At 69.3% G+C, this 17143-nt stretch carries 14 protein-coding genes and 1 pseudogene; 7 read left to right on the forward strand and 8 right to left on the reverse strand.

Annotation, left to right across the window (positions count from 1 at the left end):
* Window positions 1–3: 3 nt before the first annotated feature.
* The 3 genes from ACSQ4M_RS27770 to ACSQ4M_RS27780 are packed head-to-tail and all read right to left on the reverse strand — an operon-like array spanning window position 4 to window position 3232.
* Window positions 4–1281: a TRAP transporter large permease gene (locus ACSQ4M_RS27770; protein ID WP_436192614.1), complete on the reverse strand. Its 1278-nt coding sequence runs from the start codon at window positions 1279–1281 to the stop codon at window positions 4–6.
* Window positions 1278–1808, reverse strand: coding sequence for a TRAP transporter small permease (locus tag ACSQ4M_RS27775; protein WP_436192615.1), 531 nt, complete (start codon window positions 1806–1808; stop codon window positions 1278–1280). Before ACSQ4M_RS27775 ends, ACSQ4M_RS27770 begins: the two co-directional genes overlap by 4 nt.
* Window positions 1808–3232 carry an FAD-binding oxidoreductase gene (locus ACSQ4M_RS27780; RefSeq protein WP_436192616.1) on the reverse strand — a complete coding sequence of 475 codons (1425 nt, stop codon included), beginning with the start codon at window positions 3230–3232 and terminating at the stop codon, window positions 1808–1810. Before ACSQ4M_RS27780 ends, ACSQ4M_RS27775 begins: the two co-directional genes overlap by 1 nt.
* 145 nt (window positions 3233–3377) lie before the next feature.
* On the opposite strand from ACSQ4M_RS27780, the gene ACSQ4M_RS27785 reads away from it, so the two are divergent.
* On the forward strand, window positions 3378–4061 hold the full coding sequence (locus tag ACSQ4M_RS27785; RefSeq protein WP_436192617.1) for a GntR family transcriptional regulator: 684 nt from the start codon (window positions 3378–3380) through the stop codon (window positions 4059–4061).
* A gap of 10 nt (window positions 4062–4071) precedes the next feature.
* On the opposite strand, the gene ACSQ4M_RS27790 is transcribed toward ACSQ4M_RS27785, so the two are convergent.
* A complete protein-coding gene (locus ACSQ4M_RS27790; RefSeq protein ID WP_436192618.1) occupies window positions 4072–4440 on the reverse strand; it encodes a response regulator in 369 nt (122 codons plus the stop codon).
* A gap of 165 nt (window positions 4441–4605) precedes the next feature.
* Between ACSQ4M_RS27790 and ACSQ4M_RS27795 the strand changes: the two genes are divergently transcribed.
* Window positions 4606–5703, forward strand: a complete 1098-nt coding sequence (locus ACSQ4M_RS27795; RefSeq protein WP_436192619.1) for an acyltransferase family protein — start codon at window positions 4606–4608, stop codon at window positions 5701–5703.
* A 165-nt stretch (window positions 5704–5868) separates the two neighbouring features.
* On the opposite strand, the gene ACSQ4M_RS27800 is transcribed toward ACSQ4M_RS27795, so the two are convergent.
* Complete coding sequence (locus tag ACSQ4M_RS27800) at window positions 5869–6453, reverse strand: TetR/AcrR family transcriptional regulator (protein ID WP_436192620.1); 585 nt, start codon at window positions 6451–6453, stop codon at window positions 5869–5871.
* Window positions 6454–6591: 138 nt separating this feature from the next.
* On the opposite strand from ACSQ4M_RS27800, the gene ACSQ4M_RS27805 reads away from it, so the two are divergent.
* Genes ACSQ4M_RS27805 through ACSQ4M_RS27815 form a run of 3 tightly spaced genes read left to right on the forward strand, consistent with a single transcriptional unit; the run spans window position 6592 to window position 9555 of the window.
* Window positions 6592–7686, forward strand: a complete 1095-nt coding sequence (locus tag ACSQ4M_RS27805) for an alkene reductase (protein ID WP_436192621.1) — start codon at window positions 6592–6594, stop codon at window positions 7684–7686.
* A 26-nt stretch (window positions 7687–7712) separates the two neighbouring features.
* Window positions 7713–8501, forward strand: coding sequence for an SDR family NAD(P)-dependent oxidoreductase (locus tag ACSQ4M_RS27810; protein ID WP_436192622.1), 789 nt, complete (start codon window positions 7713–7715; stop codon window positions 8499–8501).
* Window positions 8502–8556: 55 nt separating this feature from the next.
* The gene (locus tag ACSQ4M_RS27815) at window positions 8557–9555 is read left to right on the forward strand and encodes an NADP-dependent oxidoreductase (RefSeq protein WP_436192623.1); all 999 of its coding nucleotides are present in this window, start codon (window positions 8557–8559) and stop codon (window positions 9553–9555) included.
* Window positions 9556–9621: 66 nt separating this feature from the next.
* Here the strand turns inward: ACSQ4M_RS27815 and ACSQ4M_RS27820 are convergent, their stop codons facing one another.
* The 3 genes from ACSQ4M_RS27820 to ACSQ4M_RS27830 form a co-directional block, all read right to left on the reverse strand.
* On the reverse strand, window positions 9622–12720 hold the full coding sequence (locus ACSQ4M_RS27820; protein ID WP_436192624.1) for an efflux RND transporter permease subunit: 3099 nt from the start codon (window positions 12718–12720) through the stop codon (window positions 9622–9624).
* The gene (locus tag ACSQ4M_RS27825) at window positions 12717–13817 is read right to left on the reverse strand and encodes an efflux RND transporter periplasmic adaptor subunit (protein ID WP_436192625.1); all 1101 of its coding nucleotides are present in this window, start codon (window positions 13815–13817) and stop codon (window positions 12717–12719) included. The genes ACSQ4M_RS27820 and ACSQ4M_RS27825 overlap by 4 nt, the downstream gene beginning before the upstream one ends.
* A 65-nt stretch (window positions 13818–13882) precedes the next feature.
* Complete coding sequence (locus ACSQ4M_RS27830; RefSeq protein ID WP_436192626.1) at window positions 13883–14500, reverse strand: TetR/AcrR family transcriptional regulator; 618 nt, start codon at window positions 14498–14500, stop codon at window positions 13883–13885.
* Between the two features lie 86 nt (window positions 14501–14586).
* On the opposite strand from ACSQ4M_RS27830, the pseudogene ACSQ4M_RS27835 reads away from it, so the two are divergent.
* A pseudogene (locus ACSQ4M_RS27835) lies at window positions 14587–16063 on the forward strand (efflux transporter outer membrane subunit).
* 146 nt (window positions 16064–16209) lie between these two features.
* Window positions 16210–17067, forward strand: coding sequence for an FAS1-like dehydratase domain-containing protein (locus ACSQ4M_RS27840; RefSeq protein WP_436192627.1), 858 nt, complete (start codon window positions 16210–16212; stop codon window positions 17065–17067).
* Window positions 17068–17143: the final 76 nt, after the last annotated feature.

Raw genomic sequence — 17143 nt, forward strand, 5'->3', positions numbered from 1 at the left:
GGGTCAGCTCAGCCACTTGAGCGGCACGAGCACGAGATCGGGGAACAGCACGAGCAGGAACAGCACGGCCAGTTCGGCCCACAGGAAGGGCCACAGCCCCTGCATCAGGTCCTTCATCGAGATCTTGGCCACGCCGCAGATCACGTTCAGCACGATGCCCACGGGCGGCGTGATCAGGCCGATGGCGTTGTTCATGATGAACAGCACGCCGAAGTACACCGGGTCGATGCCGGCCTCCTTGATCACCGGCATGAGCACCGGCGTCAGGATCATCAGCGTGGGCGCGAAGTCCAGCGCCGTGCCGACGATGACCACGATCACCATGATCACGAACATCAGCACGATCTTGTTGAACATGAAGGGCTGCAGCAGCGCCGAGACCTGTTGCGGCACGTCCGAGGTGGTGATGAGCCAGGCCGAGACCAGCGCCGCGGCGATCAGGAACACCACCACCGCCGTGCTCTTGGCGGCCGCCACCAGCAGCGGGTAGAGCTGGCGCAGCGGCAGTTCGCGGTAGACGAAGGCGCCCAGCACGAAGGCGTAGACGCAGGCCACCACGCCGGCCTCGGTCGGCGTGAACACGCCGAACTTGAGGCCGCCGATGATGCCCAGCGGCATCAGCAGCGCCCAGATGCCGTCGAACGCGGCCCGGCCGCGCGCGGCCATGCTCTGGCGCGGCAGCACGGAGACCTGGTCGCGCCGCGCCACCCACTGCCAGGTCAGCAGCAGGGCCAGGCCCATCATCAGGCCCGGGAAGATGCCGGCCAGGAACAGCTTGCCGATGGAGACGTTGGCGATCACGCCGAACACGATCAGGCCGATGGACGGCGGGATCACCGGCGCGATCACGCCGCCGGCGGCGATCAGCCCGGCCGAGCGCGGCACGTTGTAGCCGGCCTTGCGCATCATCGGGATCAGCAGCGCGCCGATGGCGGCCGCGTCGGCCGCGGCGCTGCCCGAGATGGCGGCCATCAGCACCGAGGCGAAGATCGCCACCACGCCCAGGCCGCCGCGGATGTGGCCGACCCAGGCCAGCGCGAAGTGCACGATGCGCTTGGAGATGCCGCCCGCGTTCATGAGCTCGCCGGCCAGCATGAAGAACGGGATCGCCAGCAGCGGGAAGCTGTCGGCGCCCTCGACCAGCTTTTGCGACAGGATGGTGGTGTCGATCTGGCCCTGCGCCACCATCAATGCGGCGCCGCAGACCAGCAGCGCGAACGCGATCGGCAGGCCCAGCATCATGGCGCCGAGCAGCGAGAAGGTGAAGACGGCAATGGTCATGGCCGGGCCTCCACGGGGGTCGTCGGATGCAGGTTCTCCTCGCTCTCGCTGATGGAGACGAGTTCGCTGTCGGTGATGCGGCCCTTGGCGATGCGCCACAGCGTGCGCAGTGCCATCGCGCCGATGGCGATGGCTGTCAGGTAGGCCACGCCGAACACCCAGATCATCGACAACCCCGTCACGGGCGCCGCCGTGGTGGCGTTGATCTCGTGCTGCACCCAGGTGCCGCGGAACATCATTGCGCAGCACAGCAGCGTCAGACCCTGGCACAGCGTGAGGCAGACCAGCTTGCCGCGGCGCGACAGCTTGTTGACGAAGTTGTCCATGCCCAGGTGCGTGCCGTCGCGCATCGCGACGATGGCGCCGATGAAGGTCAGCCAGATGAAGAAGAAGCGCGACATCTCCTCGGACACCTGGATACCGGAGTTGAAGGCGTAGCGCAGCAGCACATTGCCGAACACCATGAGGACCATGCCCAGCAGCAGCGCCGCGAGCACGGCCTCGATGGCCTTGAAGACGCGGTCCATCAGATGACCTTGCCGGGGTTCAGCAGGTTCTGCGGATCGAGCGCGGCCTTCAGCGTGCGCATGAGCGCGATCTCTTCGGGGCTGCGTGCGTACGACAGGTAGGGTTTCTTGGCCGTGCCGATGCCGTGTTCGGCCGAGATGCTGCCCGCAAAGTCGCGCACGGTGCCGTAGATCACCTCGTCCATGCGCTTCTTGGGTTGCTCCTCGATGGACAGGCCCTCCACCCAGGCCACCAGGTGCACATTGCCGTCGCCGATGTGGCCGTAGTAGACGCTCTGGCAGCCCGGGATCTGGTCCAGCAGCGCAGCCTTGCACTGCGCGGCGAAGGCATCCATGTCGCGCACTGCGAGCGCCACGTCGTAGGAGACGTGGGGGCCGAGGGCCTGGAAGAACTCGGAACACGCGTCGCGCAGCGCCCAGAACGACTGGGTGTCGGCCACCGACTGGGCCAGCGCCGCATCGGCCAGGCCGCCGCCGTCGGCGAATTGCTCCAGCCAGGCCGCGAAGCGCGGACCGTCCACGGCCTCGTCCGTGCCCTGGGCTTCCACGAGCACGTAGAAACCATGGTCGCCGGCCACGGGCGGGCGCACGCCAACCCGCTTCGTCACGACTTCCCAGTAGTCGGGCCACATCACCTCGAAGGCCGACAGCAGCGGCCCCAGGCCGCGGCGCGAGGCGTTGAGCAGGCGCACGACGGAGGCATAGTCCGGCAGCGCGCACAGCGCCGACATGGTGCAGCCCGGCTGCGGGTGCAGCTTGAGCACGATGCGCGTGATGATGCCCAGCGTGCCTTCGCTGCCGATGAACAACTGCTTGAGGTCGTAGCCCGCGTTGTTCTTCATCATCTTGTTCAGGCTAGTGACGATGGTGCCGTCGGGCAGCACCCATTCCAGGCCCAGCACCAGCTCGCGCGCCATGCCGTAGCGGATCACGCGGTTGCCGCCGGCATTGGTCGACAGGTTGCCGCCGATGGCGCAGGAGCCGCGCGAGCCCAGGTCCAGCGCGAAGTACAGGCCGGCATCGCTGGCCGCGCGCTGCACGGCCTCCAGCGGCGTGCCGGCGCGCACGGTCATGGTGGCGCTGTCGGGATCGATCTCCTCCACACCCACCAGGCGCTCCAGCGACAGCGCGACCCAGCCGTCCTCGGGCCGCGCGCCACCGCACAGGCCGGTCAGGCCGCCCTGGGGCACCACGGGCAGCGAGGCCTCGCGGCAGGCACGCAGCGCGGCCGAGACGCCGGCCGCGTCCACCGGACGGATGACGGCCAGCGGATCGGTCGGTGGCTGCGTGCTCCAGTCGTTGCGGTTGCGTTCGGGCACGTCGGCACCGATCAGCACCGTGGCCGCGCCCAACTGGTCGCGCAACCTGGTGAGCACTTCGATGGCGCGGGCCGCGTCTGCGCCCGCCGGGGTGGTCGTGTTCATGGGCGGCAAGTATCCTTGTATGTAAGGTACTGAAGCACTAGTACAAACACTGATGGCAGAATGGCCCGGCCCCGGTGAGAACCCGGTTTGTTCTGCGAGACTCAGATGCCCTCTCGTGATGGGCGCATCCACAGGAGACCGCGCCGTGAGCGCACCCAGTTTCAAGATCGAAGCCCCCCGTTCGCTGGCGACCCAGGTCGCGCAGCGGCTGCGCGAAGCCATCGTCGACGGCCAGTTCGCGCTGGGCGAGATGATTCCGGAAGAGCAGCTCGCCACCTCGTTCGGCGTCAGCCGCACGCCGGTGCGCGAGGCTCTCAACCAGCTGCAGCAACTGGGGCTGGTGGCCGTCAAGCCGCAGCGTGGCAGCTATGTGTTCGAGGCCAGCGAGGCCGACGTGCAGGCACTGTGCGAGTTCCGCATGCTGATCGAGCCGCGCGCCGCCGAGCTGGCCTTCCGCCATGCGCGCGAGGACACCATCGCCGAGATCCGGGCCGCCATCGCCGAGATGACCGCCGCGCGCAAGAGCAAGGACGGCGTGCGCTACAGCCGCGCCGACACACGGCTGCACGAGGCCTTCGTCCTGCATTGCGGCAACAGCTACCTGCAGGCCGCCTACGCCACGGCCGGCGCCAAGATCGCCGCGCTGCGCACGCACCTGTCGGCTCCGGCCGACGTGCTGCGGCCGGCCGGCTACGAGCAGCACCAGCAGTTGCTGGCCCATTTCAGCGACGGCGATTTCGCAGCCTTCGACGCGCTCATGCGCGTGCACGTGGCCGGCACGCGCGAGAGCTACGTTGCCAGCCTCAAGGCACGCCGCGCCGCCGCCTGAGCCGCGCCGCTCACGGGCACGTCAGCTGCGCGAGGACCTCCAGCAGCAGGTCCAGTTCGGTGGATTTGTCGTAGATGCCGTCGACGGCGATCGCAGCGCAACGCTCACGGATGCTCGGCGTCGCGTAGTTGCTCAGCACATAGATGCGCTGCCCGGCATCGCGCCGTTCCAGGGCCCTGGCCACGCCCAGGCCCGAGCCCTGCTTCAGGAACAGGTCGATCAGCGCCACATCCCAGGCGGTATGGCGCAGGGCCTCGATGGCGGCGTTCTCGCCATCGGCCCAGGCCACCACCTGCGCGCCCAGCACCTCTTCCAGCATCTCCTGCATGGTCTGGCGAATCAAGAAGTTGTCTTCCACGAGGAAGATGCGAAGCGGCATGGGCAAGCCAGGAGACCTGAAGGATGTCGACCGTATGCTAGCGCCACGGGCCGACGCCTGATGTAGGTCAAGCGCGCTTCGTCGCACAGGCGATCCGACCACGCCCCCCTGCCGCTCGGTCACAATGCGCGCCCAATCCACAAGCATGCATGGGAGACCACACGTGTGAGCCGCGGCCTGTCGGTGTATCTGGATCTGCTGCGCTTCGTGGCGGCGCTCGCGGTGTTCATGCTGCACGCGAGCTTCGAACGCTTCTCGGGTGGGCTGCCGTTCTTCTGGCGCTTTGCCATCTTCGGCAACGATGCCGTGATGCTGTTCTTCGTGCTGTCGGGTTTCGTGATCGCGCACGTGGCCATGCGCGAGGCCGACAGTCCGCGCGGCTACGCGGCGGCGCGGCTGGCGCGGCTGTGGTCGGTCTGTGTTCCGGCGCTGGGGCTGACCGTGCTGCTCGACGGCATCGGCATCCAGCTCGCCCCCGGCCTGTACGACTTCTCGCTGTACGCATACGACCATCCGGTCGCCCGCACCCTGGCCAGCCTGCTGTTCGCCAACGAGCTGTGGTTCTGGTCGCTGCAGCCGTTCTCCAACACGCCGTACTGGTCGGTCGGCTACGAGTTCTGGTACTACGTGCTGTTCGGCGCGTGGCTGTTCACGCGGGGACACCGGCGTTGGCTGGCATGCGGCCTCGTCGCGCTCGTGATGGGCCCCAAGATCATGCTGCTGTTGCCGGTCTGGCTGGCCGGGGTGTGGGCCTACCGCACGCCGCTCGCACAGCGCCTGGCGCCGGCTGCCGCCGGCTGCCTGTGCGCAGGCACGCTGGCGGGCTACCTGGTGTACCGCTACTCGGCCATGCCCGAGGCACTGGCCACGTTCACGGTGCAGTGGCTGGGCGAGGCGAACAGCCTGCACCTGGGTTGGTCGGCGAACTTCCTGGCGAACTACGTGGTGGGTGCGCTCGTCGCGCTGCATTTCGTGGGCGCGCGGCGCCTGCTGCACGAGGGCGCACCAGTGCCGCAGCGGCTGGAGCGCCGCATCCGCACCCTGGCCGGATTCACCTTCGCGCTGTACCTGTTCCACAACCCGCTGCTGCAGTTCTTCGGCGCGCTGGCGCATTGGCTCGGGTGGTGGCAGCACCGCATGCTGCCCGTCGTGCTGGGGCCGTTGTGGGTGGTGTGGCTGCTCGGCGCGCGGACCGAGCAGCTCAAGGGTCCGCTCAAGGCCATGCTGCTGCGCGCGTTCTCCAGGCCGGCTGCGAGCGGCTGACGTCCGACAGGCGCCAGCGCCCGTCCATCGGTCGCGCCGCCGACATGCGCTACGCCACGACGGCTGCCACGGCCAGGCCGGCGTCGGTCTGCCAGGGCGGGCTGTGCAGGGCCGCCCGCCCCCTGCCCCTCGGGCCTGGCGCCAGGCCCCCCAGGCGTGCGTCGGCTACGCGTCCCGGGCCGGCGGCCGCCTCGACAGCACCGCAGCACGGCAGACATCCAGGATCTCGTCGGCCAGTGCCGAGTCGTCAGGGCAGGCCCGCGACAACACCAGCGCACCGATCACCTGCGCAATCACCTCGATGCGCCTGGCGCGCAATTCGCCTGCGCGCCTGGCGTCCTGCGGCGCAGCGGACTGGCTGGCCAGCGTTGCCAGCAGGCTTTCGATGCCGGCCGCAAACGCCGCCTTGATCGGCTCCGGCTGGCGCGCCGCGTCCCCGCACAGCGCGGCCATCGTGCAGCCCTCGCCGCGCGCATCGCGGTGCTCGCGCGACAGGTAGTGCGTGACGAATGCAGCCGCATCGACACCCTCGGCCTTGGCGGCCGCCTGCGCGAAACCGCAGGTCGCCGCCTCGGCCAGCAAGTCGGCCTTGGACGGGAAGTGCTTGTAGAACCCGCCATGGGTGAAGCCGGCGACGGCCATCAGGTCCGCGATCCCCACCCCGTCGTAGCCGCGCTCGCGGAACAGCGCCGCGGCCGTCTGCACGATGTGCGCCCGGTTCGCCTGCGCCTGCGCTTTGGTGACTTTCATGTCGGCGATCTCCGTGGGATGGGCCGTCGGTGGAGCCGTGACTATACATTGATGTCAATCGTCATTAAAACTCTTGACGGCAAAGATGATGATCGACATCATTGCGGCATCCCTGCTCCACCACGCCATCCCACACCCATGACCGACACCACGCTTTTCCAGCCCTACACCCTGGGCCCGCTCCAACTGGCCAACCGCATCGTGATGGCGCCGCTCACGCGCAACCGTGCGGGCGCCGGCCTGGTGCCCAGTGCGCACGCGGCCACCTACTACAGCCAGCGCGCCTCGGCGGGCCTGCTCATCACCGAGGCCACCCAGATCTCGGCCGACGCCCAGGGCTACCAGGACACGCCGGGCCTGTACACGCCCGCGCAGATCCACGGCTGGCGCCAGGTGACCGAGGCCGTGCACGCCAGGGGCGGGAAGATCTTCGTGCAGCTGTGGCACGTGGGCCGCATCTCGCACGTCGACCTGCGCCCTGGCGGCACCGCGCCGGTCGCCCCGTCCGCCATCCGCGCGGCAACCAAGACCTTCGTGCACAACGGCTTCCACGACGTCTCCGCGCCGCGCGCCCTGCGCCTAGACGAGATCGCAGGCATCGTCGAGGACTTCCGCCAGGCGGCAGCCAATGCGCTTGCAGCAGGCTTCGACGGCGTCGAAGTCCACGGCGCCAACGGCTACCTGCTGGAGCAGTTCATCAAGGACGGCGCCAACACCCGGACCGACGCCTACGGCGGCTCCATCGAGAGCCGGGCCCGCCTGCTGCTCGAAGTCACGGCCGCCGTGGCCAAGGAAATCGGTGCCGACCGCACCGGTGTGCGCCTGTCGCCGGTGTCGTCGGCCGGCGCCATCTCCTGCAGCGATCCGCAGCCGCAATACGACCACATCGCCGAGCGACTCAGCGCGCTGGGCATCGTGTACCTGCATGTGGTCGAGGGCGCCACGGGCGGCGCGCGCGATGCCGCGCCGTTCGATTTCGACGCCTTGCGCACCCGCTTCAAGAACACCTACCTGGCCAACAACGGCTATGACCTGCCGCTGGCCCAGGCCCGCCTGGCCGCGGGCCAGGCCGACCTGTTCGCCTTCGGCCGCCCCTTCATCGCCAACCCCGACCTGGTGGAACGGCTGAAGACCGGTGCGCCCCTCACCGCGCTCAACCCAGCCACGCTCTACGGCGGTGGCGCCGCGGGCTACACCGACTACCCGTCGCTCGCGGAATCGAGCGCCCAGTGACTTTTTCCAACGCACGAAAGCAGCACATGACCAACCGTTCCACCGTTCTCATCACCGGCGCCTCGACCGGCATCGGCGCCACCTACGCCGACCGCTTCGCCCGCCGCGGCCACGACCTGGTGCTGGTCGCCCGCGACAAGGCGCGCCTGCAAGCGCTCGCAGCGCGGCTGCGCGCAGACACCGGCGCTGGCGTCGACATCCTGCCGGCCGACCTGACCCAGCCCGGCGACCTCGCCGCCGTCGAGGCGCGCCTGCGCGAGGACGCCCGCATCGACACCCTCATCAACAACGCCGGGGCTGCGCTGTCAGGCCCGTTCACCGAGCAGCCGACCGAGGCCGTGGCCCGGCTGGTCGCGCTCAACACCACCGCCCCCGTCCGGCTGGCCAGCGCCATCGCCCCGCGCCTGGTGCAGGCCGGCACCGGCGCGATCGTCAACATCGGCTCGGTGGTCGGCCTGGCGCCCGAGTTCGGCATGTCGGTCTACGGCGCGACCAAGGCCTTCGTGCTGTTCCTGTCGCAGGGGCTGAGCCTGGAGCTCACGCCCAAGGGCGTCTATGTGCAAGCGGTGCTGCCCGCCGGCACGCGCACCGAGATCTGGGAGCGCGCTGGCATCGATGCCAGCGCCATGCCCGAGCTGATGGAGGTGGGTGCGCTGGTGGATGCCGCACTGGTCGGCTTCGACCGCCGCGAAGGCGTGACCATTCCTCCGCTGCACGACGCGGCGCACTGGCATGCTCTGGATGCCGCACGGCAGGCACTGGTGGGAGATCTGCGCCAGGCCCAGGTGGCGCAGCGCTACCGGGCCGCGGCTTGAAACGCGCGGCCCGCCGCCAGCGCTCGACCAAGACAGCCTGGAGCAGTTCCCTCTCATGAAAGCGTTCATCATCGACCGCTACGGCAGGAACGAAGGCCGCATCGGCGACATGCCCGAACCCGAGCTGCGTGAAGACGACGTGCTGGTCCAGGTCCACGCCGCGAGCGTCAATCCCCTGGACCTGAAGATCAGGAGCGGCGCGTTCAAGCCGATTCTTCCCTACCGGCTCCCGCTCATCCTGGGCAACGACCTGGCCGGCACGGTCGTCCGGGTCGGCCCCCGCGTTCGCAGCTTCAAGCCGGGCGACGAGGTCTATGCGCGCGCCGACGACGACCGCATCGGCAGCTTCGCCGAGCGCATCGCCATCCGGGAATCGTCGCTGGCACGCAAGCCCAGGAACCTCGGCATGGTCGAGGCCGCCTCGCTGCCGCTGGTGGCGCTGACGGCCTGGCAGACGCTGGTGGAGACCGCCCGGCTGAAAGAGGGCCACAGGGTGGTGATCGCGGCCGGCTCCGGTGGTGTGGGCGCCATCGCCATCCAGCTGGCCAAGCATCTCGGTGCGTTCGTGGCCACGACCACCAGCACGGCCAACGTCGGCTGGGTGCAGGAGCTGGGGGCGGACATCGTGATCGACTACAAGAAGCAGGACTTCAGCACCGTGCTGCGCGACTACGACGTGGCGCTGCACAGCCTGGGCAACGACGCCTTGCACAAGGCGCTCCAGGTGCTCCGGCCGGGCGGGCACCTCGTCTCCATCTCAGGACCACCCACCCCGGCCTTCGCCGCCGCGCGCGGCATGGCCTGGCCGCTCCAGCAGCTGCTGCGCCTGCTGAGTTTCGGCATCAGGAGCAAGGCGAGGAAGAACGGGGTGGCCTACACCTTCGTCTTCATGCGCGCCGACGGCGCGCAGCTGCGCGAGATCACCTCGCTCGTCGAAGCGGGTGCCATCCGCCCTGTCGTCGACAAGGTGTTCCCGTTGCGGGACACGGCCAAGGCCTTGGCCTACGTCGACAGCGGACGCGCCAGGGGCAAGGTCGTGCTGCAACTGGTGTAGCCAGCGCCGGCCGCACCCGCTCAGCCGCGGCCGGTGTCCTGCATCCACGGCGCCCCGCCCCAGGCCTCATGCCGGCGCGATCGAGGTGGCCGGCGCCGGCTGCGCCGTACCGTTCGGCTTGATCTTGAACCAGATCGCGTACATGGCCGGCAGGAACACGAGCGTGAGCACGGTGCCGGCCAGGGTGCCGCCGATCAGCGTGTACGCCAGCGTGCCCCAGAACACCGAGTGCGTCAGCGGGATGAAGGCAAGGATCGCCGCCAGCGCCGTCAGCACCACGGGGCGGGCGCGTTGGACAGTGGCTTCGACGACCGCATCGAAGGGCCCCATGCCCTCCTGCGCGTTCTGGTGGATCTGCCCGATCAGGATCAGTGTGTTGCGCATCAGGATCCCCGACAGCGCGATCAGCCCGACCAGGGCGTTGATGCCGAAGGGCTGCTGGAAGACGAGCAGTGTCGGTACCACGCCGATCAGGCCGAGCGGGCTCGTGGCGAACACCATCACCATCGCCGCGATCGAGCGCACCTGCAGGATGATGACGAGCAGTGTCAGCGCGACCATGATCGGGAACAGCGGCAGCAGCGCCACGGTGGCCTTGGCGGATTCCTCGATGGAGCCGGCCTGCTCGATCCGGTATCCGGCGGGAAGCTGGTCGATGATGGGCTGCAGCTGCTTGAAGACGGCGGTGGAAACGTCCGGTGGTTGCAGATGCTCGGCGATGTCCCCGCGGACCGTGATGGTCGGCGTGCGGTCGCGCCGGCGCAGGACCGGGTCTTCCATGCGCACATCGACCGTGCCCACCTGCGACAGCGGAATGCGCTGCCCTGCCGCGCCCACCAGCGTGAAATCGGCCAGCCGGGCGGGATCGTGGCGAATCTCCCCCGCGGCGCGGCCGACGACCTGCACGGAGCGGATGTCCTCGCGCACCTCCGTCAGTGGCACACCGCTCAACAGGAACTGCAGTTGCAAGGCCACTGAACTGGAACTGAGGCCGACGGCCTGCAGGCGGTCCTGGTCCAGGCTGAAGTGCAACGTGGGCACGCGCGGGCCCCAGTCCGCATTGACGGTGCGCATCATCGGATGGTTGTGCATCGCCGTCTCCACCTGCGCGGCAATCGCGCGCAACTGCACGGGATCGGGGCCCATGACGCGGAAAGCGACCGGGTACGGCGATGGCGGACCGAACACGATCTGCGTCACGCGCACCCGTGCTTCGGGCGCCAGGCCGTTGGCGGCAGCCTCGCGCAGGCGCGCCTTGAGGGCTTCGCGCTCGTCCTGGCTGCCGGTGAGCACCACGATCTTCGCGAACGAGGGGTCTGGCAGCTCCGGCGCCATGGCCAGAAAGAAGCGTGGCGCGCCCTGCCCGATGTAGGCGGTGACGACCCTGGCCTCCTGCTGTTTGGCGAGCCAGGCCTCGACCTTGGCCACCGCTGCACTGGTCTGCGCGATCGAGGTGCCATAGGGCATCTGCACCTCGACCAGCACTTCGGGCCGGTCAGAGGTCGGGAAGAACTGCTGCTTCACGGCCCCCATGCCCACGACGGCCAGCGCGAACGCGCCGACCACCGTGCCAGCCACCAGCCACTTGCGGGCGATGACGCGTGCCAGCAGCCTGCGAAAGCGGTTGTAGTGCCGCGTGTCGTAAATGGCCGCATGCCCGCCCTCGACCTTCTGGATGGCCGGCAGCATCTTCACGCCCAGGTAGGGCGTGAAGGCCACCGCCACCACCCAGGATGCGATCAGCGCGATGCCGACGATCCAGAACATGTTGCTGGTGTACTCGCCGGCGGTCGAGCGCGCGAATCCATTGGGCATGAAGCCGATGGCCGTGACCAGCGTGCCCGACAGCATGGGCGCGGCCGTGTGGCTCCAGGCGTAGGCAGACGCCGCCACGCGGTCGTAGCCCTCCTCCATCTTCACCACCATCATCTCGATGGCGATGATGGCGTCGTCCACCAGCAGGCCCAAGGCCAGGATCAAGGAGCCCAGCGTGATGCGGTCGAAGTTCTTTCCGCTCGCCCCCATGACGACGAACACCGCCGCCAGCGTCAGCGGCACGGCCGCGGCCACCACGATGCCGACGCGCCAGCCCATGCTGGCGAAGCAGACCACCATGACCACCAGCAACGCGACGAAGAACTTGACCATGAACTCGTCCACCGCCGCGCTGATGTTGACGGACTGGTCGGTCACCTTGTCCAGGCGCATGCCCGTGGGCAGGCCGGCGTTGATCCTGGTGACCTCTGCCGCCAGCGCCTTGCCCAGGTCCAGCCCATTCCATTCGTCGCGCATCACGACGCCCAGCAGCAGCGCGGGCTCGCCGCCGTTGCGCACCATGAAGGTGGAAGGATCCTCGTAGCCGCGCTCCACGCTGGCCACGTCGGCGAGCTTGAGCGCGCGCCCCTGGGCGACGATGGGGGTCTGCCGGATCTTCTCCAGGTTGTCGAACGCGCCATCGACACGCACCACCACCTGCGCGCCCTTCGTCTCGATCGCGCCGGCGGGCGTGAGCAGGTTCTGCCCTGCCAGCGCGGCGAAGATGTCTTGCGGGCCCACGCCCAGGCTCGCCAGCCGCTCGTGCGAGAACGACACGAAGATGCGTTCGGGCTGCTCCCCGATGATGTTGACCTTCTTCACGCCCGGCACATGCAGCAGTTGCTGGCGCAGCGCCTCCGCATCGCGCACGAGCAGGCGCTGGGGCTCGCCCCTGGCCTTGAGCGCGAACAGCGCGAAGGTCACGTCCGCATACTCGTCGTTGACGATGGGGCCGATGACGCCAGGAGGCAGCCGGCGCGCCTCGTCGGCGAGCTTCTTGCGTGCCTGGTAGAACTCCTCCTGGATCGCCGCCGGCGGGGCGCTGTCCAGCAGCGACAGCATGGTGAAGGCCACGCCGGGACGGGTGTAGGTTTCGCTGCGGTCGTACCAGCGCAGTTCCTGCAGGCGCTTTTCCAGCGGCTCGGCGACCTGGTCCTGCATTTCCCGGGCGGTTGCGCCCGGCCAGACGGTCACGACCGTCATCTGCTTGATGGTGAACGGCGGGTCCTCCGCCCGGCCAAGCTTGAAGAACGCGAGGATGCCCGCGGCAGAGACCAGCAGGATCAGGAACAACGTGACCGCGCGCTCGCGGACAGCCAGTGCAGACAGGTTCAGGCGCCCCTCGCTCATGGACGGCCCCCACGGGCCGCAAGCCCGCCTTCGGCCACGGTGCGCACCTGCTCACCCGCACGCAGCAGATGGGCACCCAGCGCGACGATGGGCTCGCCGACCTTCAAGTCGCCGGCCACCTGCGCCGATTCGCCCGCCAGGCCGAGGACCTGCACCGAGCGCCACGCGAGCGTCGCGGGATTGCCCTCGGCGATCCAGACGCCGGGCCCGTGGCCGGGGTCGAACAATGCGCCGATGGGCACCTGCAGCGATGGACCGCCCGTGGTGCCGGGCTGCACGTCGATCGTGACGGTGGAGCCCAGCGGCGCGCGGGCCAGGGCCCCTTCCAGCACGTAACGGGCTTCGAAGGTGCGCGTGGTGCGGTCCGCCGCGTCCGAGAGCTGCCGCAACCGCGCTGGCGCGGCGGCCTCGGGGCTGCCGTAGAGCCTGGCCTGCACCAGCGAACCCACAGCGGGACGCAGCGTTTCCGGCAGATGCACCAGCGCCTCGCGCTGGCCCGCCCTGGCCAGCCGCACCACCACCTGCCCCGCGGCGACGACCTGGCCGGGCTCGGCCAGCGTTTCCACGACGACGCCGTCGGCGTCGGCCACCAGCACGGCATAGGCCGATGCGTTCGCCGCCACGTCGGCCTGCGCCTGCGCAGCCTTGAGCTGCGCGCTCGCGGCGTCGGCCGCGGCCTTGATCTGGTCGTAGGCAGAGGCCGCGACGGCACCGTCGCCCACCAGGCCGCGGTAGCGCGCCTCGTCGTCGGCTGTCTGTTTGGCGCGCGCCTTCGCCGCTGCGACCGCCTCCTGCTGCGCGCGGGCCTGCAGCGCGAGGTCGACGGGATCGATGCGCATGAGAGCCTGGCCGCGCCGCACCGTCTGCCCTGCGTCGACCGTGCGTTCCAGCACCTTGCCGGCGACACGGAAACCGAGGTCGCTCTGCACACGGGCCGCGACCACGCCGGTGAAGGCCCGCGTCGTCGCGGAGCCGGGTTGGACCGCAGCCACCCTGACCAGCGCAGGCTCGGTGCGGACATCGTGAACCGGCCTGTCGCTGCACGCACCCAGCGCGAGCGGCAAGAGACAGAGGGAGGCTAGCTGGCGCCTGGACATGGGGACCCTTCCTGAAGAACAGGGTCCGGATTGTTTATCTTGTGACCAATTTAGTCAACAGTCACCTACGGCGCCAGGCTGCGCAACACCAGACTGGAGAGTTGGCCGGTCGCCTCGGCCGCGCCGTCCAGGTTGTGCTGGAGCAGCAAGGGGTTCACATAGGGCCGCATCACCAGGTAGATGGCGTTGGCGGCTTCGTCCAAGGGTGTCTTGCGTTCGAAGTCACCCGTCTCGCGTCCCTCGCGGACGATCTGCGTGATGAGCTGGCGCATGTGTTGGTCATAGGCGCGTGCCGACGGCCACATCTCGGTCGCGGAGGTCGTCGCGATGTCCCAGAGCTTGCGGTCGCGGAAGAACAGTTCGCTTGCGGCCTCGACCAGCGCCTTGAACATGCGCCGAAGGCGCTCCGGGGCCGCGCCCGAGGTGCCGACCGCAGCATCGACCGCGGCCATGATGACGCTCAGGCGGTTCGCGCAGATCACCTCGCCGATGGCCTGCTTGGAATCGAAGAACTTGTAGATGTACGCCTTGGAAAAGCCGATCGCCTTGGCCAGGTCGGACACCGTGGTCTTCTCGTACCCGTAGAGACCGAAATACGCGGTCGCGGCCTGGACGATCTGGTCGCGGACCTCATGGTCGGAGGGCCCGCGGACTTGGGGGGCAGGGGAAAGCGTCTTGCGCATGGCCAGAGCTTAACGCGTGCGGCAAAGCGACTCAATAAGTGACCAATTTGTAATATAGTCACACAATCAGCTCCACAAGACTCACCATGCATTTCCACAAGCTCTCCTGCGTCGTGCTCGCAGCAGGCATGGCCGCCGGCTGCGCCGTCGGCCCGCAGTACATCCCGCCAGCAACTCCGCAGGCGAGCCGCTACATCGGCCAGGCAGGGTCGGCGCCTTTGGGACCGCAGGCCACGGCCGAACTCGCCAACTGGTGGCAGCGCTTCGACGACCCGTTGCTGGCCCGTTTCGTCACCATGGCGCTGGAGCAGAACCTGGAGCTCTCGCTGGCGCAGGCCCGCGTGGCGCAGGCCCGCGCCGGTCGGGGTGGCGGATGCAGCACTGCTGCCATCCGGGGCGCTCCAGGGCTCCGTTGCGCGGGCCTACCAGTCCGTGGAAACACCGCTGGGAAGGGTGCTCGACAGCGCACCGGCCTTCGACCGGTGGGGCAATGCCTATGAGATCGGGGTGGGCGCGAGTTGGGAACTCGACGTTTTCGGGGGGCTTGGCCGCGGCCGGGAGGCCGCACTGGCCGACTACCAGGCCTCTCAGGCCGGGGCCGTGGCCGCACGGCTGGCCGTCGCCGCGCAGACTGCCGACACCTACATCGCCATCCGAAGCCTGCAGTCGCGCCTGGACATCGCGGCGCAACAGGTCCAGACGCAAGCCGGGTTGCTGGCGCGCGTGCGCCGGCTGTTCGAGAACGGCATCGCGGCCCGATACCAGGTGCGGCAAACCGAGGGCGCGCTGGCACGCGTGCAGGCCACCGTTCCGGCCCTGCAGGCCAGTCTCGATGCGGCGATGAATGCGCTGGACGTGGTGCTGGGCGCCGCCCCCGGCACGCACCGCAAGGCACTCCAGGCGGCTGCGCCGATCCCCGCGGCCCCGCGCATCGGCGGCATGGGGTCCCCCGCCGACCTGCTCACGCGGCGGCCGGACCTGATCGCGGCAGAGCGCCGCCTGGCTGCCAGCAACGCCAGGATCGGGGAAGCCATGGCCGAGTACTACCCCAAGGTCTCCTTGAGCGGCATGCTCGGGAGCGCGACGACGATCGCCAGCGGCAACCTGCTGACGGCCGGCGCGAGCCAGTCGGCCGGCGTCTTCGGGCTGCGCTGGCGGCTGTTCGACTTCGGCCGCGTCGACGCGCAGATCCAGCTGGCCAGGGGCCGGGACGCCGAGGCCCTGGCGGGCTATCGGCAGACCGTGCTGCGCGCCACCGAGGACGTCGAGAACGCGTTCTCCGCGCTCGCCAACCGGGCGCAACAGGCCGAACGCCTGTCCCAGGCCGTGGATGCCCTGTCCCAGGCCAGGGCCTCCTCGTTCGCCGCCTACCAGCGCGGGACCGCCAGCCTGATCGACGTGCTGCAGGCCGATGAATCCGTGCTCCAAGCAGCGGACGCGAGGGCCCAGGCGCAGGCCGACACGGCCCGTGCAGCCGTCGCCGCATTCAGGGCGCTTGGCGGCGGCTGGCAGCCGGCTTCGGGCGCCGCCGTCGCAGGGGGCGCAACCAGCGCGGTGCAGTAGCCGCCCAGCGGCAGGGCACTCCGGTGCTGCCGTGAACGCCGATGCACTGCATGCATCAATTCTTCCAAACCTTGCAATTCACACAGGAACGGCGCCATCCGAGACTTCGCTGAAGGCTGCAGGCGCAGCCCAGCTTGGAGATCCAATTGAGCACCGAAGTTGAAGCGTGGGAAGCGTGGGTAGGACGCAGCGAGACCGTCGAGGACACAGTCACCCCCGTGCCCCTGGTGGCACTGACCGCCACACTGGACCACCCGGCAGCCCTGGTGGCCGCGGGCACGGCGCTGCCGCCGCTGTGGCACTGGCTGTATTTCCTGCCCATGCACCGCCAGTCGGAGATCGGCGCCGACGGGCACGCCAGGCGCGGCGGCTTCCTGCCGCCGGTGCCGCTGCCACGCCGCATGTGGGCGGGCAGCCAATTCAGCTTCCACGCGCCCATCCACGTCGGCGACGCCATCGCCCGCACCTCCACCATCGACGACGTGCGCAGCAAGTCCGGCCGCACCGGCCAGCTCGTGTTCGTGAAGGTGCGCCATGAGGTGCGCTGCAACGGCGCCAGCGCGCCGGCGCTCGTGGAGTTCCACGACATCGTCTACCGCGAGGCCCAGCGGCCCGACGACGTGGCGCCGCCGCCGCAGGTCGCCGCGCAAGGCGCCTGGCGCCGCGAGATCGTGCCCGACGACGTGCTGCTGTTCCGCTACTCCGCGCTGACCTTCAACGGCCACCGCATCCACTACGACCGCAAGTACGTCACCGAGGTGGAAGGCTACCCTGGCCTCATCGTGCACTGCCCGCTGATCGCAACCCTGCTCATGGACCTGCTGCGCCGCCAGCTGCCCGATGCCCAGGTGGCGGATTTCCGCTTCAGGGCCGTGCGCCCGACCTTCGACCTGCACCCCTTCCATGTGAACGGCGAACTGCAGGCCGACGGCAAGACGGTTCGCCTGTGCGCGTCCGACCACGAAGGTTGGCTGACGATGGACGCGACCGCGACATTGACATGAACCCCCAGTCTCCGCGCTGCGCGCTTCGCCAACCCCCTCCAGGGGGCGCCGCCAGCGGCCGGGCAGAGCCCGTTCC

The organism is Pseudorhodoferax sp. LjRoot39 (assembly GCF_964253035.1).
In the GTDB taxonomy this organism is placed as follows: Bacteria; Pseudomonadota; Gammaproteobacteria; order Burkholderiales; family Burkholderiaceae_C; genus Pseudorhodoferax.

Excerpts from the sequence above, each read along its gene's own strand:
- ACSQ4M_RS27815 (WP_436192623.1), top strand. The coding sequence starts at position 8,557 with ATGAAAGCGTTCATCATCGACCGCTACGGCAGGAACGAAGGCCGCATC.
- ACSQ4M_RS27825 (WP_436192625.1), bottom strand. The coding sequence starts at position 13,817 with ATGTCCAGGCGCCAGCTAGCCTCCCTCTGTCTCTTGCCGCTCGCGCTG.
- ACSQ4M_RS27810 (WP_436192622.1), top strand. The coding sequence starts at position 7,713 with ATGACCAACCGTTCCACCGTTCTCATCACCGGCGCCTCGACCGGCATC.
- ACSQ4M_RS27775 (WP_436192615.1), bottom strand. The coding sequence starts at position 1,808 with ATGGACCGCGTCTTCAAGGCCATCGAGGCCGTGCTCGCGGCGCTGCTG.
- ACSQ4M_RS27830 (WP_436192626.1), bottom strand. The coding sequence starts at position 14,500 with ATGCGCAAGACGCTTTCCCCTGCCCCCCAAGTCCGCGGGCCCTCCGAC.
- ACSQ4M_RS27790 (WP_436192618.1), bottom strand. The coding sequence starts at position 4,440 with ATGCCGCTTCGCATCTTCCTCGTGGAAGACAACTTCTTGATTCGCCAG.
- ACSQ4M_RS27820 (WP_436192624.1), bottom strand. The coding sequence starts at position 12,720 with ATGAGCGAGGGGCGCCTGAACCTGTCTGCACTGGCTGTCCGCGAGCGC.
- ACSQ4M_RS27805 (WP_436192621.1), top strand. The coding sequence starts at position 6,592 with ATGACCGACACCACGCTTTTCCAGCCCTACACCCTGGGCCCGCTCCAA.
- ACSQ4M_RS27780 (WP_436192616.1), bottom strand. The coding sequence starts at position 3,232 with ATGAACACGACCACCCCGGCGGGCGCAGACGCGGCCCGCGCCATCGAA.
- ACSQ4M_RS27770 (WP_436192614.1), bottom strand. The coding sequence starts at position 1,281 with ATGACCATTGCCGTCTTCACCTTCTCGCTGCTCGGCGCCATGATGCTG.
- ACSQ4M_RS27800 (WP_436192620.1), bottom strand. The coding sequence starts at position 6,453 with ATGAAAGTCACCAAAGCGCAGGCGCAGGCGAACCGGGCGCACATCGTG.